Annotated in this window: 35 protein-coding genes; 12 read left to right on the forward strand and 23 right to left on the reverse strand. The window is 63.8% G+C overall.

Going from position 1 to position 25844, the window contains the following annotated elements; genetic code table 11:
- Positions 1-151 precede the first annotated feature (151 nt).
- Positions 152-1405, reverse strand: a complete 1254-nt coding sequence (locus JQ566_RS30880; protein WP_212379425.1) for a YaaC family protein — start codon at positions 1403-1405, stop codon at positions 152-154.
- A gap of 340 nt (positions 1406-1745) precedes the next feature.
- On the opposite strand from JQ566_RS30880, the gene JQ566_RS30885 reads away from it, so the two are divergent.
- On the forward strand, positions 1746-2261 hold the full coding sequence (locus JQ566_RS30885) for a ParB N-terminal domain-containing protein (protein ID WP_212379427.1): 516 nt from the start codon (positions 1746-1748) through the stop codon (positions 2259-2261).
- Between the two features lie 201 nt (positions 2262-2462).
- Positions 2463-3008 carry a phasin family protein gene (locus tag JQ566_RS30890; RefSeq protein WP_212379429.1) on the forward strand — a complete coding sequence of 182 codons (546 nt, stop codon included), beginning with the start codon at positions 2463-2465 and terminating at the stop codon, positions 3006-3008.
- A 183-nt stretch (positions 3009-3191) separates the two neighbouring features.
- Here the strand turns inward: JQ566_RS30890 and JQ566_RS30895 are convergent, their stop codons facing one another.
- From JQ566_RS30895 to JQ566_RS30905, 3 genes are all read right to left on the reverse strand, one after another.
- On the reverse strand, positions 3192-3473 hold the full coding sequence (locus JQ566_RS30895; RefSeq protein WP_212379431.1) for a hypothetical protein: 282 nt from the start codon (positions 3471-3473) through the stop codon (positions 3192-3194).
- Positions 3474-3636: 163 nt separating this feature from the next.
- A complete protein-coding gene (locus tag JQ566_RS30900; RefSeq protein WP_100234502.1) occupies positions 3637-3933 on the reverse strand; it encodes a cytosolic protein in 297 nt (98 codons plus the stop codon).
- An 18-nt stretch (positions 3934-3951) separates the two neighbouring features.
- Complete coding sequence (locus JQ566_RS30905) at positions 3952-4164, reverse strand: hypothetical protein (RefSeq protein ID WP_244607659.1); 213 nt, start codon at positions 4162-4164, stop codon at positions 3952-3954.
- Positions 4165-4461: 297 nt separating this feature from the next.
- On the opposite strand from JQ566_RS30905, the gene JQ566_RS30910 reads away from it, so the two are divergent.
- A complete protein-coding gene (locus JQ566_RS30910) occupies positions 4462-5469 on the forward strand; it encodes a hypothetical protein (protein ID WP_212379483.1) in 1008 nt (335 codons plus the stop codon).
- 103 nt (positions 5470-5572) lie between these two features.
- On the opposite strand, the gene JQ566_RS30915 is transcribed toward JQ566_RS30910, so the two are convergent.
- From JQ566_RS30915 to JQ566_RS30950, 8 genes are all read right to left on the reverse strand, one after another.
- The gene (locus JQ566_RS30915) at positions 5573-6613 is read right to left on the reverse strand and encodes an acyl-CoA desaturase (RefSeq protein WP_212379435.1); all 1041 of its coding nucleotides are present in this window, start codon (positions 6611-6613) and stop codon (positions 5573-5575) included.
- Between the two features lie 279 nt (positions 6614-6892).
- A complete protein-coding gene (locus tag JQ566_RS30920) occupies positions 6893-7399 on the reverse strand; it encodes a hypothetical protein (RefSeq protein WP_212379438.1) in 507 nt (168 codons plus the stop codon).
- Positions 7400-7666: 267 nt separating this feature from the next.
- Positions 7667-7948, reverse strand: coding sequence for a hypothetical protein (locus JQ566_RS30925; protein WP_212379440.1), 282 nt, complete (start codon positions 7946-7948; stop codon positions 7667-7669).
- Positions 7949-8101: 153 nt separating this feature from the next.
- Positions 8102-8638 (reverse strand): helix-turn-helix domain-containing protein, encoded by a 537-nt coding sequence (locus JQ566_RS30930; protein WP_212379441.1) that lies wholly within the window; start codon positions 8636-8638, stop codon positions 8102-8104.
- A 158-nt stretch (positions 8639-8796) separates the two neighbouring features.
- Positions 8797-9414: a cell envelope biogenesis protein TolA gene (locus JQ566_RS30935; RefSeq protein WP_212379443.1), complete on the reverse strand. Its 618-nt coding sequence runs from the start codon at positions 9412-9414 to the stop codon at positions 8797-8799.
- Positions 9415-9522: 108 nt separating this feature from the next.
- Positions 9523-9927: a VOC family protein gene (locus JQ566_RS30940; RefSeq protein WP_212379445.1), complete on the reverse strand. Its 405-nt coding sequence runs from the start codon at positions 9925-9927 to the stop codon at positions 9523-9525.
- 285 nt (positions 9928-10212) lie between these two features.
- A complete protein-coding gene (locus JQ566_RS30945; protein ID WP_212379447.1) occupies positions 10213-10572 on the reverse strand; it encodes a c-type cytochrome in 360 nt (119 codons plus the stop codon).
- A gap of 101 nt (positions 10573-10673) precedes the next feature.
- Positions 10674-11126 carry a pyridoxamine 5'-phosphate oxidase family protein gene (locus JQ566_RS30950; protein ID WP_212379449.1) on the reverse strand — a complete coding sequence of 151 codons (453 nt, stop codon included), beginning with the start codon at positions 11124-11126 and terminating at the stop codon, positions 10674-10676.
- 170 nt (positions 11127-11296) lie between these two features.
- Between JQ566_RS30950 and JQ566_RS30955 the strand changes: the two genes are divergently transcribed.
- Both JQ566_RS30955 and JQ566_RS30960 read left to right on the forward strand, forming a co-directional pair.
- Positions 11297-11470, forward strand: coding sequence for a hypothetical protein (locus JQ566_RS30955; RefSeq protein ID WP_018644642.1), 174 nt, complete (start codon positions 11297-11299; stop codon positions 11468-11470).
- Positions 11471-11578: 108 nt separating this feature from the next.
- Positions 11579-11929 (forward strand): zinc ribbon domain-containing protein YjdM, encoded by a 351-nt coding sequence (locus tag JQ566_RS30960; protein WP_212379451.1) that lies wholly within the window; start codon positions 11579-11581, stop codon positions 11927-11929.
- A gap of 149 nt (positions 11930-12078) precedes the next feature.
- Here JQ566_RS30960 and JQ566_RS30965 read toward each other — a convergent pair whose 3' ends face one another.
- The 3 genes from JQ566_RS30965 to JQ566_RS30975 all read right to left on the reverse strand — a co-directional run bounded on the left by JQ566_RS30965 (position 12079) and on the right by JQ566_RS30975 (position 13039).
- Complete coding sequence (locus JQ566_RS30965) at positions 12079-12333, reverse strand: hypothetical protein (protein WP_212379453.1); 255 nt, start codon at positions 12331-12333, stop codon at positions 12079-12081.
- Between the two features lie 170 nt (positions 12334-12503).
- Positions 12504-12683, reverse strand: a complete 180-nt coding sequence (locus JQ566_RS30970; RefSeq protein ID WP_249139904.1) for a hypothetical protein — start codon at positions 12681-12683, stop codon at positions 12504-12506.
- Between the two features lie 185 nt (positions 12684-12868).
- Complete coding sequence (locus JQ566_RS30975) at positions 12869-13039, reverse strand: Flp family type IVb pilin (protein WP_212379455.1); 171 nt, start codon at positions 13037-13039, stop codon at positions 12869-12871.
- 347 nt (positions 13040-13386) lie between these two features.
- On the opposite strand from JQ566_RS30975, the gene JQ566_RS30980 reads away from it, so the two are divergent.
- Complete coding sequence (locus tag JQ566_RS30980) at positions 13387-14721, forward strand: hypothetical protein (RefSeq protein WP_212379457.1); 1335 nt, start codon at positions 13387-13389, stop codon at positions 14719-14721.
- Between the two features lie 4 nt (positions 14722-14725).
- Here the strand turns inward: JQ566_RS30980 and pdxY are convergent, their stop codons facing one another.
- On the reverse strand, positions 14726-15544 hold the full coding sequence (pdxY, locus tag JQ566_RS30985) for a pyridoxal kinase (protein WP_212379459.1): 819 nt from the start codon (positions 15542-15544) through the stop codon (positions 14726-14728).
- 141 nt (positions 15545-15685) lie between these two features.
- Entirely contained in the window at positions 15686-16318 is a 633-nt protein-coding gene (locus JQ566_RS30990) for a TetR/AcrR family transcriptional regulator (RefSeq protein ID WP_212379461.1), read from the reverse strand.
- A 97-nt stretch (positions 16319-16415) separates the two neighbouring features.
- On the opposite strand from JQ566_RS30990, the gene JQ566_RS30995 reads away from it, so the two are divergent.
- A complete protein-coding gene (locus tag JQ566_RS30995) occupies positions 16416-17081 on the forward strand; it encodes an O-methyltransferase (protein WP_212379463.1) in 666 nt (221 codons plus the stop codon).
- 168 nt (positions 17082-17249) lie between these two features.
- Complete coding sequence (locus JQ566_RS31000) at positions 17250-17594, forward strand: DMT family transporter (protein ID WP_027572205.1); 345 nt, start codon at positions 17250-17252, stop codon at positions 17592-17594.
- An 18-nt stretch (positions 17595-17612) separates the two neighbouring features.
- Here JQ566_RS31000 and JQ566_RS31005 read toward each other — a convergent pair whose 3' ends face one another.
- The 5 genes from JQ566_RS31005 to JQ566_RS31025 all read right to left on the reverse strand — a co-directional run bounded on the left by JQ566_RS31005 (position 17613) and on the right by JQ566_RS31025 (position 21959).
- Entirely contained in the window at positions 17613-17930 is a 318-nt protein-coding gene (locus JQ566_RS31005; protein ID WP_212379487.1) for a hypothetical protein, read from the reverse strand.
- A gap of 73 nt (positions 17931-18003) precedes the next feature.
- Positions 18004-18210: a hypothetical protein gene (locus JQ566_RS31010; RefSeq protein WP_018322958.1), complete on the reverse strand. Its 207-nt coding sequence runs from the start codon at positions 18208-18210 to the stop codon at positions 18004-18006.
- Positions 18211-18454: 244 nt separating this feature from the next.
- Positions 18455-18736, reverse strand: coding sequence for a hypothetical protein (locus tag JQ566_RS31015; RefSeq protein ID WP_212379465.1), 282 nt, complete (start codon positions 18734-18736; stop codon positions 18455-18457).
- A 171-nt stretch (positions 18737-18907) separates the two neighbouring features.
- Positions 18908-19882 carry an SH3 domain-containing protein gene (locus tag JQ566_RS31020; RefSeq protein ID WP_212379467.1) on the reverse strand — a complete coding sequence of 325 codons (975 nt, stop codon included), beginning with the start codon at positions 19880-19882 and terminating at the stop codon, positions 18908-18910.
- Positions 19883-20036: 154 nt separating this feature from the next.
- The gene (locus tag JQ566_RS31025) at positions 20037-21959 is read right to left on the reverse strand and encodes an FAD-binding monooxygenase (RefSeq protein ID WP_212379469.1); all 1923 of its coding nucleotides are present in this window, start codon (positions 21957-21959) and stop codon (positions 20037-20039) included.
- Positions 21960-22064: 105 nt separating this feature from the next.
- On the opposite strand from JQ566_RS31025, the gene JQ566_RS31030 reads away from it, so the two are divergent.
- Both JQ566_RS31030 and JQ566_RS31035 read left to right on the forward strand, forming a co-directional pair.
- Complete coding sequence (locus tag JQ566_RS31030; RefSeq protein ID WP_212379471.1) at positions 22065-22529, forward strand: MarR family winged helix-turn-helix transcriptional regulator; 465 nt, start codon at positions 22065-22067, stop codon at positions 22527-22529.
- Positions 22530-22646: 117 nt separating this feature from the next.
- On the forward strand, positions 22647-23075 hold the full coding sequence (locus JQ566_RS31035) for a COG4315 family predicted lipoprotein (RefSeq protein WP_212379473.1): 429 nt from the start codon (positions 22647-22649) through the stop codon (positions 23073-23075).
- A 48-nt stretch (positions 23076-23123) separates the two neighbouring features.
- On the opposite strand, the gene JQ566_RS31040 is transcribed toward JQ566_RS31035, so the two are convergent.
- Positions 23124-23720: a L,D-transpeptidase gene (locus JQ566_RS31040; protein ID WP_249139906.1), complete on the reverse strand. Its 597-nt coding sequence runs from the start codon at positions 23718-23720 to the stop codon at positions 23124-23126.
- A 358-nt stretch (positions 23721-24078) separates the two neighbouring features.
- Here JQ566_RS31040 and JQ566_RS31045 point away from each other — a divergent pair, with 358 nt between their 5' ends.
- Together JQ566_RS31045 and JQ566_RS31050 are read left to right on the forward strand one after the other, a co-directional pair.
- Complete coding sequence (locus tag JQ566_RS31045) at positions 24079-25161, forward strand: hypothetical protein (RefSeq protein WP_212379477.1); 1083 nt, start codon at positions 24079-24081, stop codon at positions 25159-25161.
- A 355-nt stretch (positions 25162-25516) separates the two neighbouring features.
- Positions 25517-25747 carry a DUF6894 family protein gene (locus tag JQ566_RS31050; RefSeq protein ID WP_212379479.1) on the forward strand — a complete coding sequence of 77 codons (231 nt, stop codon included), beginning with the start codon at positions 25517-25519 and terminating at the stop codon, positions 25745-25747.
- The last annotated feature ends 97 nt before the right edge of the window (positions 25748-25844 follow it).

Below are 25844 nucleotides of genomic sequence, written 5' to 3' on the forward strand. Positions count from 1 at the left end.
GACGGGATCGAGCTTCCTAATTTCGTCCAGCGTCGCTTCGACGTGGGATGACGGAATCTAAAACAGCACTAGGCATTCTCACTACGAGGCCGGAAGGCCCGCCATCTTAAACGACGAATATTTCCGTGACTATGCACACCGCGGTTCGCATTCACGCATCGACTACGTACAACGTTTCGCCCAACTCACACATGGCCAACCAAGGCGCGCGCCACTCCGCGATGGCGCACAATTCTTCAATCGCGAGAGCGAGGGCAGTCGACGTTTCGACATCGAGAAGCCATCTGTCGGGAAAATACCGCGCGTAGTTGCCGGCCAAAAAGAGGGCGACGTACAGATATCCGAACTCGTTCAAGCTTGGCGCATTAATCCACATACGCCATTCGCTAGTATTAAGGACCGAGGCTGGAGGCAAAGGAAAGCCGATGTGCCCGTAAATCCAATCGTTCATAAGCCGAACGGCTAATCCCGTTCCGGCCTCTCGGACGTGTATTCGATCAATCGAACCGGGATCTACGCGTACAGCATCGAGCAATTGATCACGCCAGTCACTTGGATGAAAAGTTACATCCACGTTTGAGTGCCACATTGGACCCAGCCAAATCTCGCTCTCGCAGCTTCCACGGACGAATTTGGGCCTCAGGTCTGTTTGCCCCAAGTGCTCCGCAAAGAGCGGAAGGGCTTCCAAACATTCCGCGAGAGTGATTCCTTCCGTTGGGAGCGGCGGAAAGGGAGAATCGATCGCTCCCAGCACGATTTCATAGCCCTTCGTTGAGCCGCCCGACTCAAGATGCCTCTTGACAATTCCAGATACAGGATGTTCGCGGCTCGATCTATGCCAGAGCTCAAATGTGCCTTTGCGAGTGCCGAATGACTCGTGCGGCCGAGCACGGAGCGCGCCAGATGCTGCTTTCAGACTTCCATTTCTCAAGGCGGATGTAGTGGTCATTGTCAGCCCGTGATGCTTATTCTCAACGCGAGCTTTGTCCAAACTACTCAATCCAGACTGCTTAAAGAGAATTTCAGCGAGCGCGAGGCTCATCGTCCCGTAGTATAGAAGGTTAGGCTTGGTCGCCGGCGTCACCACCTTCGCAGCGGAAAAATATTCTCGAGCTTGAATTAGACAATATCGAATTTGTTGGGCCTGCTTCCGCACATCCGAGTGATGCTTCTTTGGCACCAAATGAATATCAATCAACCGATCTGCGACCAAGTCGACGTTCTGAAATCGCCGGAGGCCGGCCCAGGCAAAGGTGGCCATGTCGGCCGTTTTCACCTTTTGAACTTTACGAATTATCATTGGAGTCGATATGTGCCTTCTGGCGAAAACGAAATTTAGTGTTGCATCATCGCAATGAAAGTTGTCCGGCAGCCCGCAGGGACGGTGGAGTGAAACGATATCCATCCTACACGCTCGGGCAATAGCCGCCAGCCGCAAGCTGGTGGATTACGGTGGCAGTGCACCGAGCTGTCGACCTGCTCGCGCACAGCCTCGCCCCAGAACACAGGTGCAGATCGGGGTTGACCCTTTTTTCGCTGACCGAGCCACTCAATTCGGTAACAGTGCACTCGCTCCGATCCGCGGCCTCGGCTCGCGTGTGGTGGGCGGCGTCTATTCGTTCGGGCTTCGCTGCTTATCAGTACTCCGCCTCCGAAATTGCCTTTGCGGTCGAGCCTTTCCCCCCTAATCTCCCGACATCACCGGCATGGGTTCCAACGGGCCCGGTAGACACGGAGTAGAAGTCATGCCCAAACCGGAAAGCTTTCCGATCGAGAAGATCTTCGTTCCCACGAAGCAGAAGAAAGCCATCAAGCCGGAGATCGTCGGAGAGATCGCGGAAAGTATTCTGGACATCGGACAACAGGCCCCCATTTCCGTTCGGCTCGACGGAGACCGCCTCGTTCTGGTCGAGGGACTGCATCGGCTCGAAGCCTGCAGGGCGCTCGGCGAGACGACCATTGTCGGTGTCGTGGTCCCGGCGGAGCTTGCTCAGCACAAGCCGCAGCTCGCCGAGCGACCTGAAGTCGAGGCAGAGCGCATCAAGATGGCGCGATTGAAACAGTTGCGCCTCGAGAAGGAAGCCGCAGAGGCATCGGCGGCTGCCTTGAAGGGCGCTGGCGCAACGGAAGCACTGCGCGCCCGTCCGGCGAAAGGCGTCCGCGACAATCCGAAGGCATCACCGGGCCGGACCGCGAAATCGAAACCTAAGACATTGTCGGACTGGATCACGCAGCAAAAGGGCAGCGGCGGCCGCTATTGATTGTCGGCGCCAGAATTTCGATGCCGGCGCGCCACGGCCATCCCGCAGGTATCCGGATCGGCGACTTTTTGCCGGATGCATCGAAGATGCAGCGGCAAAATCTCACCACATGGCCGCCACGCGAGCGACAGCCCACAATCGCGATTTCAGCGCAAATGCGACGGAGGCTCGCGGCTTCATCGATATTCCGGAGCATTTGCAATGTTGAGTGCGGTGGAAAATAAGCCAACGGGAAAATCCGGCCGGCGCGGCGGCAAGAAGAAGGCCGGACAACGGACCGGGGCCGGCGAGCAACGCGCAACTGCAGCGCATCAAGCGCCGGATGCCTCGGCGGAGAACAGGCAAGAGACCGAGCAAGAGACGAGCCGACAGATCAGTGTACCTTCGGCTGCAGCCTTGCCGGGCGAGGCTTCCGGGATGGAGATCGCTGCAAGCCCGCCCGTCGCGCCGGTCGAACCCTTCCAGGCCAGCACGCAGGCGATTGCCGACGCCTATAGCGGCTACATCAGCACGTCGCTCGAGCAAGCCTGGAACCTCCTGGGAAAGCTCGCGACGGCGCGTTCACCCGTCGAGGCCTTTGAGCTTCAGATGGAGTACGCGAAACAGGCGTGCGATTCGTTTGTCGCCGAATCCCAGAAGATCGCCGAGCTGCAGGAACAATTGACCAGACAAAGGGTCATGCATTTTGAGGGGGTCGTGGCCAGGCTCACCCAGACGACGCTCGAAATCCGCGCGATACGTCACTAACGACAGCTGCGTATTCCGGCGCCGCGGGGCCGGAAGCTCGTAGGATGGGCAATATCCTTGCGAGACCCATCATTCGTTGATGGGCTCTCCGCGCGCTGAGAAGAGGTGGGTTACGCTGCGCGAACTGCGCTTCGCGCAATCGCGGAGCTAACCCACCCTACGCGCTCGAGGACCGCCTGGAGTTCAGTACCCTGACTTGCTCGAGCCGGTGCTCGGCCTCGTGCTCGCGCCGGTGGTTTGACCTGTAGTTTGTCCTGGAGCGTAGCTCGACGCGCCGGGGCTGGTCCTCTTCGAGGCCTTCGCGTGATGCTTCTTCTTATGCGCAGGAGCGTAGCTGGAAGCGCCCTTGGAACCCGTCTGCTGCATCTCCTGACCTGGCGTCTTGCTCGACACACCCTGAGCAAGCACGGCTGGGGCTGTAGCCATGACAATGGCAGCCGAAAGCGCGACGATCATTGCTTTCATGTTGTCCTCCTCTAACAAGCCCCTCAAGGAAACGGAATGAGCCAGCGCCCGTTCCTCTCAGCGAACGTTCATGGTGAGACCAGCGCCGCTCAACTGGTCCCTTTCGCCGCCGCAACGCCATGAACGGGATTTCGAAACAGATCATGCCGCAAGGCAAAACCAATCAGGACTGTTCGATCAGGATCGGTGAACCGAGCTCTTCGAACCGAAAGAGCTGAAACACCCGCTGGCCATTGAAGTCGAGCACTCTCAAATCATCGGTCTCATGCAGGTTGCTTTCAACCGCCTGAAAGTGCCCACCATAGCGCTCCCTGGCGAGCGACAAGGGAACTTCGAACGCGACGAACTTGCCGATACCTTTTTGCCTGAGCACCCCGAGAAGCTTCAGGTCGTTCAGGGACTCATGCGAGGTGAGAACAAGCAGCGGACCGCTCGCCGTAAGCAGCAAAAGCGATTTCATCGGATCCTCCTTTGCACCCTACCTGATCTTTGCCAGGCACTCCTTCAGGCGCTCCAGCTCGGTACGAACCTGGGCCTCCATGGCGTCTTGCAATGCGAGGATGCCCCTGCTGGACAATTCTGCAGAGGCCTTTCTGTCCAGATTCTGCTTCCAATCCCGGATGCCTTGCTTAGTGGCCCGTTGGGCCTCCGACGTCGTCTTGGCGTACTCCTTCATGCAGGCGTCGGCCATTGAGCATGTCTGGCACTCCTGGGCGGCGGCCGGACTTGAAAGAAGCAGGGCGAGTATCGCGGTAGGGACCCTCATTGCGGTTCCTCCCGCGACAGCATAGCACGTCGCAGGGATGCCTGGGGAAGCGGCCCGCGGCTGTTTCAGCGCCGGAAGATTCAAAGCGATCGCGCGACAGCGCCGTGTCCCGCATCGTGTGCCGCGCCCGCCATAATTTTTCCTTTGCACGCGCGTTGTGTCTGATAGCGGCGAGACCTATCCTTCCCAAGATCGGACTGCCTCCCATTGACGCCCGACCGGATGGAGAGCGCATCGGTGCCTGACACGAACGACCCCAAACCTGATAGCGACAAGCCTGAGACCGCCAAGCCTGATACTGCCAAGCCTGATGCCGCCAAGCCGGACGAGGCGCGCGCCGATGGCGGGCTGGCGCGGGCCTATGGCCAGATCAAGAGCGCGGAGGAAGACCTTGCGCGGCTGGACCGGCTGGTTTCCGGAATGGAACGCGACAGCGAAGGCCCGCGGGCCTCGCACGTAGCCGCAAGTGCGACGGCAGCCGGGACTTCCGGAAACAAGGCGCCGACGCCGGACGCCAAAGTCCGCGATCAAGGCTTGAAGGGAGACCGGACCATGGTGCGCGCCTTGGTCGGCCTCGTGCTGGCGATCGGCCTGCTCGGTGCGGCCTTCGCTTCGCAATATCGCGATGAGGCCAAATCGATCAGCACGTCGATCATGGCACGATGGGCTCCGCCGGCCGCGAGCAGCTCCCCGCCAGCGTCCGCGGCGGAAAGTCCGGCGCAGCCGCCGGCCATGCTGCTGGCTGCTGCGGATGAGCAGAGCCCAGTGCCCGCGCCGCCGGTCGCCAAGGACACGGAAAGCGCGCCAAAGCCTGCCGCCGCGGCGCCTGACCCGTCATCGTCCGAGCTCGCGCAATCGCTCAAGGCCATCACGAGCGAGCTTGCGAGCATCAGCGGCAAGCTCGAGCAACTGAAAAGCCGCAACGAGCAGACCCTGCGTGAGCAGGCCGCCACCATCCAGCAGCTCAAGGCGGCGCAGGAGAAGGATGCGGCGGACAATGCGCGCCTCGCCGCGCAGGTCCAGGCGCTGCAAACGCAACTGAGCGCGTCATCGGCATCATCCGCCTCTGCGGCCGCCAAGCCTGTCATGCGCAGCGTGATGAACAACGATACGGCTGCGCGTGCCCGGCCGCACGTACCAGACGCCGCGCCCCGGCGGCCCAGGCCGCCGCCGCGAGGCCCCTGGATGCCTCCGCCCTATGATCCTTACTACGGCGATCCGGATTGGTGAGCCCGCAAGGCGCCGGCTTGCTTCCCGAACGCGCGATTGGATTTGAAGCCTGACGAGCTGCGGCTTCGGCTCGCCTTCGATCGACGGTGTTATTCGCGCAAGCCTACCTGCCAGCCGAGCGAAGGTCCTCTGCGACGCCGTCGAATGCGTTCTGACTCGCGACGGCCCCGCCCTGCTCCACATCGGTTGCTGTCGACTGCTGACGCTTGCCGACTCCGAAAATGTCCTGCACGAGCCCGAGCTTGCCCAGCCCGAGAATGATCAACCCATTGATGTCGATCTCGTACCAGGCGTGCGAAAGGTAAGCATCCCGCGGAAAGCGGTGATGGTTGTTGTGCAGCCCTTCGCCGAAGGTGAGCAACGTGGTCACCAGCTCGTTGGTCGTGCCGTCATGGGTGTCGAAGCGGCGGTAGCCCCAGCGGCCGTCGCTGTGGCAGACCGAGTTGACCAGCGAGGTGGCCATGGTCATGAGGTAGCTGCGGAACAGGCCGGAGAACAGGATGCAGCCGATCATCGTGTGCACGCCGCTGAGGGCGTAGCCGATGGCGCCGGGAATGATCAGCGCCGACAGCGCGTACCAGTACCAGCGCGTCCGGGTGAAGAACATCGCGATCGGGTCGGCCAGGATGTCCTTGGCGTAATATGCGGCATCGGTGGTCTCGCGGTCCCACACCCAGCCGCCTTGCGCATGCGACATGCCCTTGGCGAAGCTGGTATAGGGGTTGCCGCCGCCGTCATAATAGGGGCTGTGGACGTCGCCGGGCCTGTCGGAGTGAAGATGGTGCCGCCGGTGGTTGCTCACCCATTTCAGGATCGAGCCCTGCACCGCCATCGTGGCGAGCGCGGCGAAGATCGTCCGCATCACCGGACCGCAGCGAAAGCTCCGGTGCACGAAGTAGCGATGCATGAAGCCGATCCCGATCGTGGACAGCACGAACGTGCCGGCGAAGACGGAAAGCTCCACCCGGCCGATGCCCTGCCAGAACGCCCAGATCAGCGCCGCGATCGAGCCGCCGACCATGATGGCGAATGAGATGTAGGAATCGCGAAACTTGGCGTCGACCACCGGACCTTCGGTCAGCACGCCCGGTGGCATTTTCCGCTCCGAAAGCTGCTCGGACGCCACGCTGTCAGCCACAGTCATTTCAGCCGATCCATTCACGCAGATGCACTCTTCTGCGGTGCAGCGTACAGCCGGGGGTTGTTTCTCGCAAGGGACCCGGGTCGGCCTTGGGAGCACGGGAGCTGCGGCCTGTAGGGTGGGTTAGCCTTGCAGATGTACAAAGTGCATCTGCAAGGCGTAACCCACCTCTTCTCTTCTCCGGTGAAAAACAGTGGTGGGTTACGCTGGCGGACTGCGCTTCGCGCAGCCGCCAGCTAACCCACCCTACTGGCTACGAACCAGCTACACTCTACGCCCGCCTCACGGTATCTCGCTCATTGTCACCTTGGCGGCGATGCCGGTCAGCTCGGGCTCTTGCGGCGCAAGCTCCTCATCGGAAGATGGGCCGACCGAGACTTCGGCCATTCTGCGCTTGACCTGTTCGCAGGTCTTGCGGACGTCTTCGGTGAACAGCGCGCATTCTTCGATGCGCTTGAAGATCTTCCGTCCCTCTTCACGATAGCCCGCCGCCGTTTCTCGCATGAAGGCGATCGCATCATGAACCTGGGCTGTCAGCGCCTCGCACTTTTGCGCGGCGTCGATCAACTCGGTGCCCATGGCCTCGATCTCTTTTGCAGCGGACTCATAGTCGCGAATGACCGCCTCTGCACTAAGCGCGCCGACGCGCGACACGCCCGCGGTGTGCTCGACGTAATCAGGTAGAGCAATTGAAGTAATAGAGCTTCCCGAGCGGACCGACGTAATATCCGCTTCGAGCTGGACCAAGTTCACACCGTCCCGTCTGCGCAATTGTTCAACACTTGCCATGACTGATCCTCCCAATAAGCGCCCAGAACCCCAAGCAGCATTGGGTTTATTACGGGGATAAGTGCCGTTCTACCCCGATATATTGTTGACAGTCTCAGCTTTGCCATTTTTTCCCATTCGCAGACTCTGCACGCAGAGATAATGGCTTGTCAGAATTCAACTTCTCCGCGTCGCGGTTGCCGAAGACTGTCAATTTCGCAAGAACCCGACCTCTCCAAAGACAAATGAGCCCGTACGATCATCACATGCGCAGAATGTGATCGCTCCTCACCACCAATACGGCCACCGCCATCCCTCATAGCGAACGTAGGACGGCACCAGCGGCGGGCCGTAGGGATCGACCCGGTCGTCTTCAGGGCGATAGCGATATCGTGGAACAACATTGTAATCCCACGGCGTCGGCCGGAGCACCGGTACCGTGACGATCAGCCTCTGCTGCGGCTCACGAACGACGACAGCCTTCCGCGTCCGGGCTTCAGCGCCTGATATCCCAAGGCTGCACAGCACCAGCGCCGTTCCGAGCGCACAGGCGACGGTCTTTGTCTTCATGCGTTGGTCTCCTTCCTCAAGAAGAGTGCAAAAGGACTCAAAGCAAGGCAAGCGAATTCGCGCGCGACGTTGCTTGAATGAACGCTGTCGGCTCTGGCATCGACCGTAGCCCGGATTACGCTGCGCTCCATCCGGGCTACAGGCTACGAGGCCCTACGCCGCGTCCACCTCCTCAGGCGCCGTGCCAGCAACGAGCCCATCGAGACCGACCATCAGCAGATCGGCGATGTGCATCAGCTGGTAGAGCGGAATGTCCGCCTCGCCCTTCTCGGCCTGCGCCAGGAAGCCCGGCGTGACGCCGATGTGCTCGGCGAGCTGGGCCTCGGTGTAGCCGCGGGTCTCGCGCGCAGCCTTGACGCGCGCACCGATGCCGAGCCGGTGCCGGGCCTGCTCCTCCGCGGTCATCATCGCTGCCTGCTCGTCCGCGCTGGCATAACCGCCCACGAACGCGCTGCCGATCAGCCGGCCTTTGCGCCAGGCGACCCGGCAGTCCTTGCGCAGGCCGCTTCTGAAGGTCAACGTGAACTGCTCGGCGACCCACAGCGACGAGTTGAGCTGCAGGCGCGCGCCGGTGCCGGAGACATCGCGGATCGTGCAGGGCACGCTGACGGTGCTGCCGCTGCCGTTGTCGAATTCGACCATGCCGGTCCTCAACGTGTGATGCCTGACTGCGGCGCGATGATCGCTCATGACAGCTCCCGTTGACTTGCGGTAGCGTCGAACGGAGTGTCCGACGCAGGCGCAATCGCGGCGAGGATACCGCAGAATTTTCCTGCAACTCCTAAACCTCGAGCGGCACGGCCGAGACTGCGCCGCATGGTAAAGAAACCCCTCCCCGCGTGCGAAAGCTATGCCCGCGCGCGGCGCAGGGCCTCTTCCAGCTTCTTCCTCTGCTTGTCCCAGCGGGCCTGCTCGGCCTCGGCGCGCTCGTCGAGCGCGGCCCGCTCGGCTTCGATCTCCTCGGCCTTCGCTTCGTGCTCGCGCCTCGCCTTGTCCAGCGCCGCCTCGGCTGCGGCCACCGCCTTGTCGCGGCGCGCGCGCTCCTTGGCGCGGGCGGCCTCTTCCTTGCGGCGCTCGGCCTCGCGCCGTCGCTCCTCCTTCTCGAATGCCGCGGCGGCCTTGCGCGCGGCCTCATCGTCGATCTTGTGGGGGGTTTTCCTTGCGGTCTTGGCCGGACGCTTCTCGAGCTTACGTCTGGGCTTGGCCTCGCCCTCGCCGAGATCGGCCGGCAGCTCCGCGCTCTCGGTGAACGGGCCGTCCGAGCCCACCGGCCGCCTGAGTACGACACCCGGCTTGGCCATCGTCGCCGCGACGATATCAGGATCATCGGTCTCCTTGGCGACGCCCTGATGGAAGAGATTGGAGCTGGCGCCCCAGGCCTGAAGCGCCGCCTTCATCGAGGGGGCGGCGATCGCCTGATCGTGGAAGCCGAGCGAGGTCTGGTAGGTCTTCAGTTTCTTTGGCATGTCGCTCCGCGATTCAGCCCTCTGCCAAAAACCATCGCGAGCGTAGCCCGGATGGAGTGAAACGTAATCCGGGTGGTCGCCCCGGATTACGCTTACGCTCCATCCGGGCTACGGATGTCCAAGCAGCGCGTCATACCCCTTCTCGCTGAACGCCAGCAGGCAGAAGCCATGCCCGAACGGATCGGCCAGCATCGCGATCCGCCCGTAGGGCGCATCGCGCGCGGGCGCCTCCAGGATCGCGCCGGCGCTGAGTGCACGCGCGACGGCAGCATCGACATCGTCGACGACGACGTCGATATGCACAGGCGTCCAGTGCCGCTCATAGCGGCGGCGATCGCTGCTGGCGCCGACCGTGCCGGCCTGCTTGGACAAGAGATACACCGGCGCCGGCCAGCCGAGCAGCTCGACGAAGTCGGCGCCGAAGCGGCGGCCGACCGTCAGGCCGAAGGCTTCGCTGTAGAAGGTCGTGGCTTTCCCGACGTCCGGGACATCGATGTTGAGGAGGAAGGTCATGGTGGCTTCGTTCGCGAGTTGCGGAGCGAGCGTAGCCCGGATGGAGCGTCAGCGTAATCCGGGATGGTGCCGCACCTCAGGTTCCGGATTTCACTTGCGCTCCGTCCGGGCGACGCACGAACCTCTTCGCCACCGGACAAGCGCCACCATGGCATCATGCCACTGTTTTGCCCGACGAGGCAAATCATATTCGGAATTACCGATGCCAAATAAAACCCCGAGCGATTCCAGAGCGAAGTCTACTGTGCATGGGGTTGTTTTCGCTAAATTGGTTTGGCCGCGCTCTCAATCGCCCCTCAGGCTCAGGATGTACGCCGAAAGCGCCTCGGCTTGCTCCGGCGAGATCACGAGGTTCGGCATGCTCTGGTGGCTGGTCCGCCAGAACACCTTCAGCGACAGCGCGGTGGTACCGTGCCGGTCGGCGATGGCCTGGAAGCTCGGGGCCTCGTCGAAGAAACCGGCCATGTGCGGTTCGATGGCGTGACACGACTGGCACCACGCCTGCGCCAGGCGATGTCCTTCGGCGATCGTGCGCGAGCCGGGCCTTGAGGCCCCGGCAGCGGTGTGGACGACGCCGAGGAGGAACAGCACCGACAAGACGATGAGGATGGCGATGCCAATGGAGATTCGAACACTGTGCGACATCGCCAAACCTCACCGCGATTGAATCATCGGCCAGCCTAGATTTGTACCGCCAGGCCAGCTTGATCTGCGTCAAGCGAGCTCGCAGCTCGCCGCCCGCCTGCTCAGCACGTCACAAGATCGGTGTGGCCAAATCCCTTGGAGTAGTCGAGCAGCGAGATCACGGTCGGTGTGAGACGGATCAGCCGCACCTCGGAAGGTTTCGGCACGGTGAGGCCGGAGGCCTTCTGCTCGGGATAGCGCGCCATCAACAGCGCGATCGCTTTCTCGGCTTCGGCCGGGTCGGTCACGGCCACCGCCCGCGCCGCCATGGACAGGCCGGTGATCTCCATCACTTGCGCCGGATCGTCGTCGATCGCCAGCGACACCCGGTCGTCCCGCGAGAGGTTCTGCGCCTTCTGGCTGTCGATGCCGCAGAGGAAGTAGATGGTGAAGCCCTCGTTCGCATAGCCAACGGTCGTCACTTGCGGCCAGCCATCCGGGCGAACGGTTGCGATCCGCATGGTGCGGTGCTGGTCCAGCAAAGCCTGGATCTTTCGTCTGAGCGTGTCGTCCATCGCGCGGCCTCCGGTGGTCATTTCCTGGAGAAAGGATACGACCATCGCGCGCAATGCCGTTGATGCAGCTCAACCCGCGCGGGCGACATTGCCTCATTGATCGTGCCGCTCGCCAAGATCACGGCGACCGCATAGGCTTAGCGCTCATGCGACGGTCAGGAGGGATCACCATGAACGGCAATCGCTATTACGGCGTCCGCGTCGAGGGCGCGAAATACGGCGTGGGATTCGGCTCGGCGCTCGCCATCGCGATCTCCTACACCAACAACCATTCGATTCTGTGGGCGATCATCCACGGCATCCTGGGTTGGCTCTACGTGATCTTCGTCGCGCTGTTTCGGTGATATCGCACCGGCAGGAAGGCCGGCCGGCGCCGTTCGCAGCTTTTCCTTGCTTTCCCGGTCCCGGCCTCTACGGTCGCGCCGCGAACGAACCGCGAGACGAGACCCATCATGACCGACACGATGAAATGCCCGACCTGCAACTCCGAGCACGCCTACCAGGACCGCGATCTCTGGGTCTGCCCGGAATGCGGCCATGAATGGAGCGGCGCGGCGGAAGCGGCCGCAGACACGGCGCAGGATGCCGGCGTACGCGATGCCAACGGCAATGTGCTCGCCGACGGCGACAGCGTCATCGTGATCAAGGATCTCAAGATCAAGGGCTCGTCCTCGGTCGTCAAAGGCGGCACCAAGGTGCGCAACATCCGCCTGCAGGATGCCACCGACGGCCACAACATCGCCTGCAAGATCGACGGCATCGGCGCGATGAATCTGAAATCGGAGTTCGTGAGGAAGGCCTAGCTCGCGCCCGCTTTGCCGCCGCGCGGCCGCGCCGCGATCCTCGTTATGACGGCCGCTTCTTCACGCGCGGTGCATCGACCTCGAAGAGGCAAGTGAGGCAGTGGATCCCGCCTTTCCGCGGAACCCACCTGCCTTCACGCGATATCAGCTCAGCGGGCCGCGCCCGTGGTGACGTCCGCGGTCTTCACCTTGCGCGGGCTGAGCACCTTCGCCTGGTGAGCCGAGGCGACCGTGGTGGGCGCGGCGACCTGTTGCTCGACATGCGCAGCACCGAGCACGCGCACCTGCATGGGGGAGGCCGGGAAACCGTTGGCCTGATAGGTCGGCAGCTCGGCGGCGACGGCCGCGGTACCGCCCGCGATCGTCAGGATGGCGGCGACGATCGACAAAGTCTTCTTGTTCATTGGTGATGCTCCAAAGGTGAGAGTCGGAGCATATTTAGGCGCGTTTTGCTGCAATGCGACATGCATTGTTGCATCGCAACAGCGCGCGCGATGCATGACGATATGCCTAATGTGTACAAAGCCTTGGACGAATCGCGCCGACTGCGACATGGCGCTTCCATGGGCGGTGCTCAGCCACCGAGCACATTGCCCCAGCCATCGAAGAGGTAGGTCTTCCAGGCCACGGTTCCATCCGCGGCGGGTCGACTGGCACGCCGGTAGTCATCGGCCTGATCGGCGGTCCAGGTGATGATCGTGTCCGAAAGACGATCGTGCAGGATGGCGGGCTCGGTGGGATCGAAGTCGGTCATAGGACGAAGCGAGGAATGTGTCATGGCGCCTCCAACGCTCCAGCCGCCGCAAAGTTGCGGCAGGGAGTCGGGGCAAAACATCGCGTCAAGCAGCGAAGAGTTGAGCGATGCAACAGAACGCATTCCTGTCATTGCAAGCGCAGCGGCGCTGCGCGTCCATGACGCGAGGCGGAGAATGCAGGAGCCTATTTCAGCGCCGTCGCCAGCGATTGCAGCTTTGCGACGAGATCGGTGCCGAGAGCGTAGATGACCTCGATGATGGCGAGCGCGATTCCGGCTGCGATCAGGCCGTATTCGATCGCGGTGGCGCCGGATTCATCGGCGGCGAATTCGGCCAATATGCATTTCAATTTCACAGGCGACGTCCTTCCCACTCTACCGGAGATTGCCGGCACGAGAGAAATGCATGACCACAATCCAAGATTGCGTAAATGCAATCGCTGCAAGTTGACGATAATGCTGCATTTGCGGTCGTTCTCGCACCGGCGGCATGCTGGAACCGTCATGGAACTCGCGTTGCAGCTCGGCAACACTCGCCTCGAAAAGCCTGCATCCGCCGATTTGCGCCATTGCGCCGCCACACCGTCGCCCGAACAATCGCCGGACTGCGTGCCTTTCCGTGCAAGACTCTTTCGTCAAGACTGTTTGCATCATGACTGTTCGGACAGGATGGTTCGAACAGAACCGTTTGGAGGCAGGGATCATGAACGATCGGCGGTCTCTTCTGGTGGCGGTGTCGTGTCCCTCGGCCGTTCTCGCCGCCTGGTTGGCGTTTTCTCTCTCCGCCTATGCGCCTGCCCTGATCGAGAACAGCGGCGCCAATGCAGCTGCCGTCTCGCGCGCCAAGGATCGCGCCAAGGATCGCGCCGAGGATCTCGGCCGCCTCGACCTCGCCGATGTGCCGCGCGCTGCGACCATCGAGGACGGCCTCGCCTTGACCGCCGACATCGCCGCCGCCGTCGCTGCGGCGCCTGCCCCGGCGGAGACAGCGCAGGCAACAACGCCCGAGGAGCCCGCCTCCACCGTCAAGCTCGCCTCGGCCGACCCAGTGCAGATCCTGCCGACGGAGGCGGCGCCCGCGCCGCAGATTTCGCCTGAACCGGAGTCTATCATCAGCGAGGCTGCCCCTGCGCCGGAGCCCGTCAAGCTCGCATCGGCAGATCCCGCCGAGATCGTGACGACGGACGCACTGTCCCCCGCGGCGATCGCGAGCGGCCCCGTCGCGCCTGCGAGCAGCGCGTCACCATCTGCCGACACCGTGGCCGTGCTCGACGAATGCTTCGTCATGGATGCCTGCATCGACCGGTATCTCTGGGCGCTCTATCAGCGCACCGCGAAAGAGGACACGATCAAGGTTCAGGAGCGGCGCGCCGTCACCATCAAGCGCAAGGGCAAGACCGTCACCGTGATGCGCAGCTTCACGAAGCTGGTCGATCAGGACTTCACCTGGAAGGATCCGAAGGCAGCCGAGCGCGCCGGCATGTCGATGATGGACTACGTCATCGGCGGCATGGACAAGAGTTTCAAGCAGAAGCTGTTCCGCACGCTCCTCGCGGCCGAAGCCGCCGGCCTGTCGCCGGGCATCACCAGCGCATTCCGCGACGATTACCGCCAGTCGATCGCGAGCGGCCTGAAGGCTGCCTCCGACCGTTCCTATCATGGCGGCAGCACGCGCGGCGGATATGGTCACGGCATGGCGGCCGACATCGTCAGCACCCAGGGCAATAACCGAGCGCAGCGCTGGGTCTCGACCGAGATCCTGTGGAAGTGGGTCGACGCCAACGGCAAGGCGTTCGGCATCGGCCGTCCCTATCTCGGCCGCGATCCGCCGCATGTCGGCCCGATTGACGGCAAGGAATACATCTCGAAGCGCGGCACCTCCGATCGCAAGGAAGTTGCCAGCGCCAAGCCGAAGAAGCCGCGGGCTGTCGCCAGCGCCAAGCCGCCCAAGGCGCCGAAGGCACACGCCGCGGGCGAGCAGAAGAACCCGGCCAAGCCGCAGAAATCGGCGCAGTCCGCCACCAAGCGCGCAACCTGACCGGTTACGGCTTGCGTCCGAGCATCGGCAACGGCACAAGCCGCATCTCGGCGGAGCCGGCTTGCTGTGTGCGCAGCAGCACTGCAAAGATCGTGTCGACTGCAAGCCGTACGGCCGACTCCATCGCTTCGCCCTTGGCCAGGCTCGCCGCGATCAGGCCGGTGAGGAGGTCGCCGGTGCCATAGGGGCGGATCGGCAGGCGCGATGTCGCAAAGCGCGACAATCGCCCGTCGGCGCACAGGATCGTCTCCACTTGCCCCGCCACTGTGTCAGCGAGGATGCAGCCGGTGGCGACGACGTCGGTGCGTCCCGCCCCTGCCAGCACCGCGCACGCCGCACTCAGGCCCTGGGCATCGGCGATCGTGACTCCCGAGAGCAGCTCGAGCTCGAACTGGTTCGGCGTCGTGAGGCTCGCCGCCGGCAGCAGCCGGTGCCGGACAACGTCCAAAATGCCGTCCGCGACATAGACGCGGCCGTCGTCGCCGATTACAGGGTCGCAGAGATAGACGAGCTTCGCATTCCGCGTGCGCGCCCGTTCGACGAAATCGGCGATCACGGCGGCATTGCCGGGCGAGCCGAGATAGCCGGTCACGAGCACGGCCGCCTCGTCGACGAGACCGCGCTCCTCCACGCCCTTCAGGAGATCGGCGACGAGCTCGGTCTCCAGCACCCGCCCACGCAGGCTCGGATAGCGCGGATGGTTGGATAGCAGCGTCGTCGGCACCGCGGCGACGTTCACGCCCTCCGCCTGCATGGCGTAGGCAGCCGCGCTGTTGCCGACATGGCCGTGGACCACCTGGCTTTGAATGGAGATGACGAGCATGAGAGAGGTCCGTAGAGTCAAACACAGAGGGTGGCAAGAGTAGCCCGGATGGAGCGCACGCGTAATCCGAGACTCTTGTCGCAACACAGAACCCCGGATTTCGCTTTTCGCTCCATCCGGGCTACAGGCCGGTCTCGCGCTTCAACGTCGTGCAAGCTCTCCGAGATAGGCGCAGAACATATCGGCCAAACCGTCGGCGTGACGCGCAATCTCGGCCTCGCTGCGCGGTGTTTCCGAAAATCGCTTGCCGACCTCGCTGAGCGTCGTCGTGATAAGTTCGCCGGCGAGGCTCCGCGTCGCATCCGAGGCTCTTGGCAGCGCCTCCCGCATGAAGGCATCGACGATGCCCCTGCCGGCCGCCCGCGCCGCGTGCGCTTCGGGCGCGTCGCGATAGAGCGGCGCGGCGTCATTGAGAGCCGTGCGGATCGCAGCCTCCTCGCACTCGGAGCGGATGAAAGCATGGACCAGCGCGCGCAGCCGCGCCGGTGGCGGCTTGGCCTGATCGGCGAGGATGCCGCGCAGCAGCTCGCTGGTGCGCCGCCACTCGTCGCTCTGCAGACGAAACAGGATCGCGGCCTTGTTCGGAAAATATTGATAGAGCGACCCGACGCTCACCCCGGCCCGCTCCGCCACCCGCGCCGTGGTGAAACGCTGCGCGCCCTCCTTCGCCAGGACCTGAACAGCCGCATCCAGAATGGCCGCCACCAGCTCCGTCGAGCGGGCCTGTTGCGGCTGTTTTCGTGAAGAAATTGAACGGCTTCGACGGTCGGCCATGGCTCACTTGGGCAATGCGAATAGGAAATGCGACGAATTAGTCGTATTTCAGCCGGCGCGCAAGCACGCGCTTCTTCGCCGACCCTGGAGACTTCGAATGACCTTTCCGACCATCACATCGCTTGCGCCGCTGCTGGATCGCCTGTTCGGTGAAGCCGACGCAGCAAGCGGCGCAACGCAAGCCGCCGTCGCAGATCTGTCCGACGCGGACCGGGCGCGGATGATGCGGAGCAAGACCGAATATCGCGACCTCTACGGACGCCTGAAGGACGCGCCGCTCGCGGTCTCGCGCGAAACCGGAGCGCTGCTCTACATGCTGGCGCGCAGCTCGCGCGCCCGGTCCATCGTGGAGTTCGGCACCTCATTCGGCATCTCGACGCTGCACCTTGCCGCAGCCTTGCGCGACAATGGCGGCGGCCGTCTCATCACCAGCGAATTCGAGCCGTCCAAGGCGGCGCGGGCGCGCGACAACCTCTCGGCCGGCGGCCTGATCGATCTCGTCGAAATCCGCAAAGGCGATGCGCTGAGGACGCTCAGCACCGATCTGCCCGATACGATCGATCTCGTGCTGCTCGACGGCGCCAAAGCGCTCTACCCTGAGATCCTGGATCTGGTCGAAGGCCATCTCCGGCCGGGCGCGATCATCGTCGCCGACAATGCCGACGACAGCCCCGACTATCTGGCGCGGGTGCGCGCGCCCGGCAGCGGCTACATGTCGACGGCCTTCGCCGACGACGTCGAGCTGTCCGTGCGAATCAGCTAGCGCCGCATGCCGCCGCACGATTCATTGCGCGGCGGCATCGTGTTGCCTCGACCCAGGGCAACGGGTCCCGGCCGCATGAATGATGTCGCAGGTTCGTCACCGACACATGATATCGGCTCGCGGCAAAAAGCCCGTCCCACGCGGTCTCTTTCTTACGCCGAGAGGCTCATGACCTCCGCCTTCAATGCCTACGCAGCTCTCGCCCTCGCCATCGTGTTCGAGGTCACAGCGTCGGCGTTGCTGCAGCAATCCGCGCAGTTCACCCGTCCCTGGCCGACGCTGGCGATGGTGCTGTTCTACGTCGCCTCGTTCTACGCGCTGTCGGTGGCGATCCGGGTCATCCCGTTGAGCATCGCCTATGCGATCTGGGGCGGCGTCGGCATCATCCTGACCGCCACCGTCTCGTTCGTGCTGTTCCGCCAGATACTGGACGCCGCAGCCTTCGTCGGCATCGCGCTGATCGTATCCGGGGTCGTGATCATCAACCTGTTCTCGGAGACCACGGTGCGTTGATGCCGCCCCGGCGCGCGGTTATTGGCTCTGCACCGGCTTGGGCGGACGCGGCGCAGAACGGGGCGCCTTTGCACCGGGCTTGGCTGCGGCCCGGGGCGGCGGCCCATCGACCGACTCCAGGTAGGCGGCGAGTGCCTTGGCCGAGTCGGAACTGGTCGCGTAGTGGTCCTTCAGGAACCAGGACAGCGTCAGGCTGAAGCGGCCCTTGGCGAGGCCGCGTGGGCTGCGGTGGCAGGTCGCGCAGCCTTCAGCGAAGAGCTTCGCGGGCGATTTGCCGGCGTCGAGATTTTGCGCGACGGCGGCCGGCGCCGTCAGCACTACGGCTGCCAGAATCATCAGGGGCGCGGTCAGCTCGCGCCCCGGTCGAAACAGCGACGTCAAATGTCGTCCCCCTCGCCCCGTCGTGCGATCAGGCTGCGGACAGCTGATCGAATTCGGGCGGCGCGTAGGCCTTGCCGTCCTGGTCGGTGATGACGACCCGCCATCCCTCGCTCGCCCACACTTTCGCCTTCGCCACGATGAGCAGCCGGCTCTCGCGGGCGAAACTGTACTTCTCGTTGTCGCGTTCTGCGACCATCTTGTAGGCCAATTCGCATCCCCTTGCGTCGCCCTGCACCCGGCCTCCTCGTGGCAGCGGGCTTTGGCGGCAATTCGCCGGGAGCGTGGCAATTTGGTGCCATCCGCAGGCGGCTTTGCCGGCCCCGTGCCATTGGCAACGGAGCCGATCCTGCTGCGTCGGATCGGCGCCGATCCGGACCCGAAGGGCCGCGTCAGCGCAAAGTGCGGAGCGGTTTTCCGGAAAGGTCATGCGCAAAAACAACCTAAAGCGCGATGACGATTTATCCAAATCTCATCGCGCTTCAGTGCACGCGGATAATATGGGGGCGGCCGAGATTGATCAGGCCCTGCACCGCCGAGAGGCGGTCATCGAGGGCTGCAATGGTGAGCAGCAGATTGTTGCGGCGCTCGTCGAGCATGCCCATCTCGGCGCCGGTCAGCTTCTTACTCATCCGCTCCTTGTGAATTCCATCGAGGGATTTGCGCAGTCCGGCAATCAGGCCGGCCAGCTGCTTGGCCTCCTTGGTCATCGACCGCTTCGCGACATTTTGCTGACGGCGCGTCTCCGCTTGGCTCTGTCTCATCATCATCCTCCGGCGCCCCGCTGCCCCGAGTGGATGCCTACAGCTTTGGGTAGACATATTACGATCGATGAAATCTGCCCGCGAAGAACTTTCTTAAATTGTACGCGCACGGAACTTGAGGCCGCGCCGAAGCAGAAAGCCCGGCACGAAGGCCGGGCTTTCCAGTGAAGGCTAGTGCTTCTGGTGGCCGCCTCCGGGGCCGCCGGCCGGGGCGCCGCCGCTACGTGGCGCGGCATTGACGTGCGGAGCACCACCGCCGCCGGGATGTGACATGGCAGGTGCGGCCGCGCGCGGTGCCGGCATCTGCGCGCGCGCATTCATCGGCGCACCGTGGCTCACCTTGGGCTGCGCGACATGCGGCGTCGCAGGCCGTGCGGCAGGTGCGGTCGACACACGCGGTGCTTCGTGCGCACGCGCCATCGGCTGGGCACGCGCCGCAGCGCGGCTCGCGGCCTGCTCGTGTATCATGCGTGCCTGAGCATCGCGCGGATTGCGAGTCTGCACATTGGTCGGCTCATGCGCGGGGCGCTCGCTCCGTCCGGCACGCGTCCGGTCGGCGGCAACGGCAGCGTCGCGTTTCGTGATCGCAGCGTCACGCTTCGTGATCGCAGCGTCACGTCCCGAGATCGCGGCGGCCCCCTTGCCACGCACGCCTTCGCGTTCCAGCGCGATTGCGGCGTCACGCGTCGCTGCACGACCGATACGGGCTACGCCCGGGTCGACCGTCATCCGCGTCGCGAAGCGCTGATGCGAGGTCCAGTAATTATTCCAGTAAGCGTGGCGGCGATACCAGGGCCGCCCCTCATAATAGCTCGACCAGTACGAGGTCAGCACGAACGGGACGACGGGCACATCGATCACGTCGACATAGTCGGGGAGATAGACGTAGCGCTTGCGGTAGAGATATTCGAGATATTGCGACGACACCCAGCCGCGATCGTCGGAGAAGCTGACGTCGCACCAGGCATTGCCGCGCAGGCAGCCATGGATGTTGACGCGGGCGCCACCGGGGATGCGATCGACCAGGGGAAAACCCGTGCCCGGCCCGGCACGCAGGCCGGTCGAGACGGTGACGATGCCCGGCGCGGCCAGCACGGCCGTCGGGGCAAGCAACAATGCGGCAACCAGAATGCTTCTCAATTTCATGGCGTATTCCTCCTCTTCCGAGTCGGAACGCGCAAGCGGAACGGGCGTTCCTCGCGCGGCGGCCGCATCAAACGAAAGACAGAGCTGCACGCCCGCACGGCGGGTTCAATATTCATCCGCCGTTCATCGCAGCAGCAAGCGGCGCCGCTCGGCGTCAGCCCACCGTCATCATGAAGCGGCCGAAGTACGACGCAAGCCCAGCATAATCATCGAGCGGCAGCACGGTCGCGACATACTGATCCGGGCGGACCACGACCATGCAGCCGGCTTTTCGATCGATGCCGCGCATTGCGAAGACGTCGTGGCCGCCCTTGAGATCCGGACAAAACATCTTCTCGTAGTCGATCAAGCCATAGCGGCCCTTGCGCGGGAGCAGCAGCGGTGGCATCGCGGCGACGGCAAGCTCACGATGATCCTGCTGGAAGACGGCGCGCAGGTCGATCATGCTGTCGATGTCTGCGCCAACAGACGTGTTTCGCCGCATCGGCGATTCCCGGGCCTCGGTCAGGAAGTTGCACAGCGCGCGAATGGCCGATCCGGCAGCCGCAGGATCCTCCGCAGGCGAGAACGCGTAGATGCGGAAGCGGCCGTCGGCCTGCGCGGCATGGCCGAGATGCACCGGCTTGGCGTCCGCCAGCCGGATCACCGGCGCGGAATGGAAGCGCTTGCCGATGACGTGGCCTTCCGCGAGATGCTGATGCGTGGCCGCGCCGGTGAGGACCGATGGCGTGTAATGTGTCGCCGTGCCCGCAGTGTAGCGTCCGTGCTGGACAAAATAGTCCTGCGTCTTGGCGGCATCGGCGCCGCCGGTCTTGGCGGCGGAAGCGAGAATCCCCGCCCACTCGCGGTCGAAATCGATCAGCTCCTTCGCGACCGCCTGGCGCTCCGCCGAATAGGAATGCAGCAAGCCCGGCGCACACTGCCTCCGCAGCACGCCGGCGAGCTTCCAGCCGAGATTGAAGGCATCCTGCATCGAGACGTTCATGCCCTGCCCCGCCTTCGGGCTGTGAGTATGGCAGGCATCGCCGGCGATGAAGATGCGCGGCAGGCGCGTATCGATCTCGGCCTCCGGCACGTCGTCGAACTTGTCGGTGAGGCGCTGGCCGATCTCGTAGACCGACCACCAGGCGATCTCCTTCACGTCGAGCGTATGCGGCTTCAGTATCCGCTGCGCCTTGGCGATCACGTCGTCAGCGGTGATGTTGCGGTTCGCAACGCGCTCGCCGACATCGAGCTTGGCGAGCTCGACATAGATGCGGACCATGTAGCCGCCTTCACGTGGAATGATCAGCAGGCTGCCGTCCTTGGCCGACTGAATCAGGCACTTGAAGCGGATATCAGGGAAATCCGTCACCGCCAGCACGTCCATCACGCCCCAGGCGTGGTTGGCGGAATCGCCATGCAGCTCGCGACCGATGGATTTGCGCACCGTGCTGCGTGCGCCGTCGCAGCCGACGACATAGCGCGCCCTGATCGTCTCGACCTTGCCCGCGTTCGCGGCATCGACACATTCGAGGCGCACGGTCACGGCATGACCGGCGGCGTCAGCGGCAGGATCGACATGGAGATCAAGCACGCGCCGGCTGTAATACGGCTCGAGCTTCGCCGGCGATTTGCGCATGACGTCGAGAAAGCAGTCATGGACGCGCGCCTGGTTGAGGATGACGTGCGGGAACTCCGACAGCCCGTCCTCGACGTCCTGCACCCGGCCGCTGCGCGTGATCTTCTCCGGCGTCCGCTCATCCGGCTTCCAGAACGTCGTCTCGTTGACCCAACAGGCCTCCTTCAGCACACGCTCGCTGAAGCCATAGGCGTGAAACATCTCCATGGTGCGGCAGGCGATGCCGTCGGCCTGGCCAACCAGCAGGCGGTCCGGCTTCTGCTCGACGATGCAGGTCTTGATCTCAGGGAATTGCGCAAGCTGGGCGGCGAGCGTCAGGCCGGCAGGCCCGCAGCCGACGATGAGAACATCGACCTCGTCAGGCAGGGCGCCCGCAGCCCCCGATGCCTGAACGCGCGCGGCGGGATCGGCAATTTCAGGGTCACCCGGCTGAAATCCATTCAGATGGAATTGCATGAGCACCTCTCCCGCCAAATTTCTGCTTGGATATTGCTCAGTATGCTGACTATCAGTATACTTGTCAACGACGCCTGCACCTCATTGCGGCTTCCGGAGGATTCGGTGAAAGACAACAACGACATGCCCGGGCACCTGGCGCGCCGCTTCCAGCAGATCGCGGTCGCGGTGTTCCTGGCCGAGGTCGGAGACGCCGGCTTCGATCTCACGCCGGTGCAGTACGCCGCGCTCGCGACCATCAAGGCCAATCCGGGGCTGGACCAGGTGACGCTCGCAGGATTGATCGCCTACGATCGCACCACCATCACCGGCGTGATCGATCGCCTCGTCCAGAAGGGCCTCGCGGAGCGCCGCCCCTCCAGCCGCGACCGCCGCGCGCGGGAGCTCGCGATCACCGACGAAGGCCGGCGCAAGCTGCGCAAGATCGCGCCCGCCGTCGAATCTGCGCAGCGCATCATGCTGCGTGGCCTCAGCGCGAAGGAGGGCGAGGAGCTGATGCGGCTGCTGCGCAAGGCCATCGCCGCCGGCAATGAGCTCAGCCGCGCCCCGCTACGCGATGCGCAGGTCTGATCTCGCACCGTGTCCGTATTTGTCGCGGTGCACGAAACCAGGAACTAACCTTCGGCTGCTAACGTCGGCCGCATTGGGCGCTTAACGCGCGATTAACTTTGCAGGGCGGAGTTTCCGATGTTCAGGTTCCTCGTCATGGCCGCGGCCATCGCGCTCTCGACCGGTCACGCGCTCGCCAACGGCCATGGCGGCGATGCCCCGCCCCCGCCGAAACCCGAGGCGACCACAGCACCGGCGAAGGTGGTCCTGACCAAGCAGGGTCCCAAGCTCGTCGATCTCAAGGGCATGACGCTCTATTATTACGAGCGCGACACCACCGGAAAGACGTCGAACTGCAACGGCAAGTGCACCGAGAGCTGGGTTCCACTGGCGGCGACGGCCGACGCCAGGGCCGTCGGCGACTTCACCGTGATCAACTGCAACGACGGCAGCAAGATGTGGGCGTACCGCTATCGTCCGCTCTACACCTCGCCCGCCGACAAAGCGCCGGGCGATGCCAACGGCAATGCCACGACACTGCAATGGCGGATCGCCCGGCCTGAGTAGCAGCGCATAGCAACGCACCAAAGCTCGAACTGACCGGTCGCGCAGCCTTCACCCGCGCCAGCGCGCGCCTGGTCCGGCCTGCGCGTTCTGCCCGGGCGGCAGCACCACGACCGTCGAATTGAGCTTCACCCGGTCGTAGAGATCGATGACGTCCTCGTTGCGCATCCGGATGCAGCCGGACGAGATCGCCTGCCCGATATATTCGGGCTGGTTGGTGCCGTGGATGCGGTAGAGCGTGTCCTTGTTGCCGACATAGAGATAGATGCCCCGCGCGCCCAGCGGATTGGCGGGACCGCCGGGAACGCGCGCCGGATACGGGCCGAGCCGCGCCTGGATATCCGCTGTCGGAACCCAGTCCGGCCATTCCGCCAAGCGGCCGACCCGCGCGACGCCGGAGAACGCCATGGCTTCCTCACCGACCGCAACGCCGTAGCGGATCGCCTTGCCCTCGGGCAGCACGTAGTAGAGGTAGCGCGCATCGGTATCGACCAGGATCGTGCCCGGTTGCTCCTTGCGATGGTAGTCCACGATATGGCGGAGATATTGCTCAGGCACGTTCGCCTGCGCGTAAGGCGTGTGCGCGAGCAACTGACGGTCGCGCGGCGTCATGCTCGCATCCGTCGACGGCGAAAGTGTCGTCTGCATGCAGCCGCCCAGCGGCAGCAAGGCTGCGACGAACAAAACGAGTAGAGATCTTGGCACCGCCGGCCCCCCGATAGCGGATAGCAGCACCCCCAGCATCGCCACATGCTGCCCAAATCGTGCTGAAAACAAGGCAGGACGGAACAATTGCGCGTGTTCGACAAACCGGGTTCCATCACCACAAACGGCGAGAGACTGTCGCATCATCTCCATCCCCTCGCCTTGCTTTGGTCAAACCCGGCTGGACTCGTGCGCCATGGGGGCGAGATGGGCTCGCCTCGACAGATCGGCGCCGCGCCAATGCGGACGACCTAGACGTCAAACACTGGGCTTCCAAACACTGGGCTTCAAAGGAGCTGCGATGCTCGCGACGCTGAACGCCAAGCAAATCGTCGATGAGATCGTGAAGGACACGATCAAGGACAACGATCCGCACGACGCGCTTCAGATCTCTCCGGAGATCGTGCTGGCCTCTCGGCCAGCCAGCGTGTCGCCTGCGCTGGCGCCGGAGATCGCGCCGCGTCCGGCGCCCAAGTTTAGTCCGGAGGCAAGGTTTACTCCGGAGCCGAAGTTCACTCTGGAGCCGCCGCGCGCGCCCGAGCCCGCCATCAACGTCGTCTACGGAAAGCCCGCCGCGGCACCGTCGGTCGACACGCCTGTCCGCGTCACGTCCAGCGATGGTCCTGTCAGGCAAAAGCGATCCTCGATCGGCAGGTGGCTGCGCGGTGCGTTCGTCACGTTCCTGCTTGCGGGCACGAGCGTGGCCGCCACCATCGCCTGGGAGAAGCACGGCGACACAGCAAAGCAGATGCTCGCCGAATGGAGGCCGGCACTGGCCTCGTTGCTGCCTGCAACATCGTGGCTGCCATCGTGGCTACCTGCGACATCGCAGAGCGCGCCGGCCGTTGCCGCGCAGGCCGCACCGCCGGCGCTGGAAGCCGCCACAGCAGATCAAACGGCCGAGCAATCTGCGACGCCGCCCGCGGCTCAGGTTGCCGCCGCCGCGCCTGCAGCAACACAGCCCGTCGACGCAGCGCAGTCGGTCCAATCGATGACGCGCGATCTCGCCGCGATGGCGCAGCAGATCGAGCAGCTCAAGGCCAACATCGCCGAGTTGAAAGCCGGACAGGAGCAGATGGCGCGTGAGATGGCGAAGCCGGCTGCTCCGAAGCCGGTGGCTGCCGAGACGAGGCCGGTCGATCCGCGCCCGCGCGCTGCTGCGCTCCCGCCGCAGCCTGCGGCGCCGCCGGTTCACAAGCCCAAGCCGCCCGTCAAGCCGGCTGTGACACGGACCTACATGCCGGCCTCTTCGCCCGCGCCGTTTGCACCCCCGCCACCGTCGCAGGCAACCGCGGCCCCGCCGCCAGCAGCGCCCATTGCGACGACGCAAGCCGTTGCCGATGACGACGGGCCTGTCGTGCGCCCGCCGATGCCGCTGCGCTAGCGCGGCGGCAGCACGCACGCTGTCCGAGTCGGTGTGATGCGTTGAGTCCGGGCGATTACGGGAAGCGATGCTCGGTCGTTTTCCGCTCAAGAGAAAAGGCCGTCGGGATCTATGCCGCCGGCCCTCTCTTGCAGCTGCCGGTTCCCGGAGCCCGGTTCTGCTGCAATTCGATGCCTTATCGTCGCGCAGTCATATTTAATAAACTCTTAACGAGCCCGCGCGTTGCACATCATTTCTGCGCCATAAGCCCAGAGATTGCGCGGGCTGTCCATTCGGTGGATATCGACTCAGTGGTACCATCCGACATCTGTTGAGACTTGCACTGAAGCTCAGATCGTCACACCGGGGAATTCGGATGCCCTACTACTATTTCGATCTCGTGGTTGGTGAAGAGTTCAAAAACCAGGGTGGAATCATCCTCGAAGACATCGAGGTTGCCTCCGATCGCGCCGATCAATTGGCCTGCGAGCTGTCGCAGGTGAAGCCGGAGCTGCAGCAGAGGGGTTGCGCGGTGCGCGTCACCGATCGCGATCACAACGAGCTCTATCGCACGCCGCTCGATCCGGTGCCGGCCTGGCAGCGCTAGAGCATGATCCGGAAAAGTGCGAAGCGGTTTTCCGAAAAGATCATGCTCAAACAAAGACCTAAAGCGCGATGACGATTCATCCAAATCTCATCGCGCT

It is taken from the genome of Bradyrhizobium sp. SZCCT0231, assembly GCF_018130245.1.
Taxonomy (GTDB): Bacteria; Pseudomonadota; Alphaproteobacteria; order Rhizobiales; family Xanthobacteraceae; genus Bradyrhizobium; species Bradyrhizobium japonicum_F.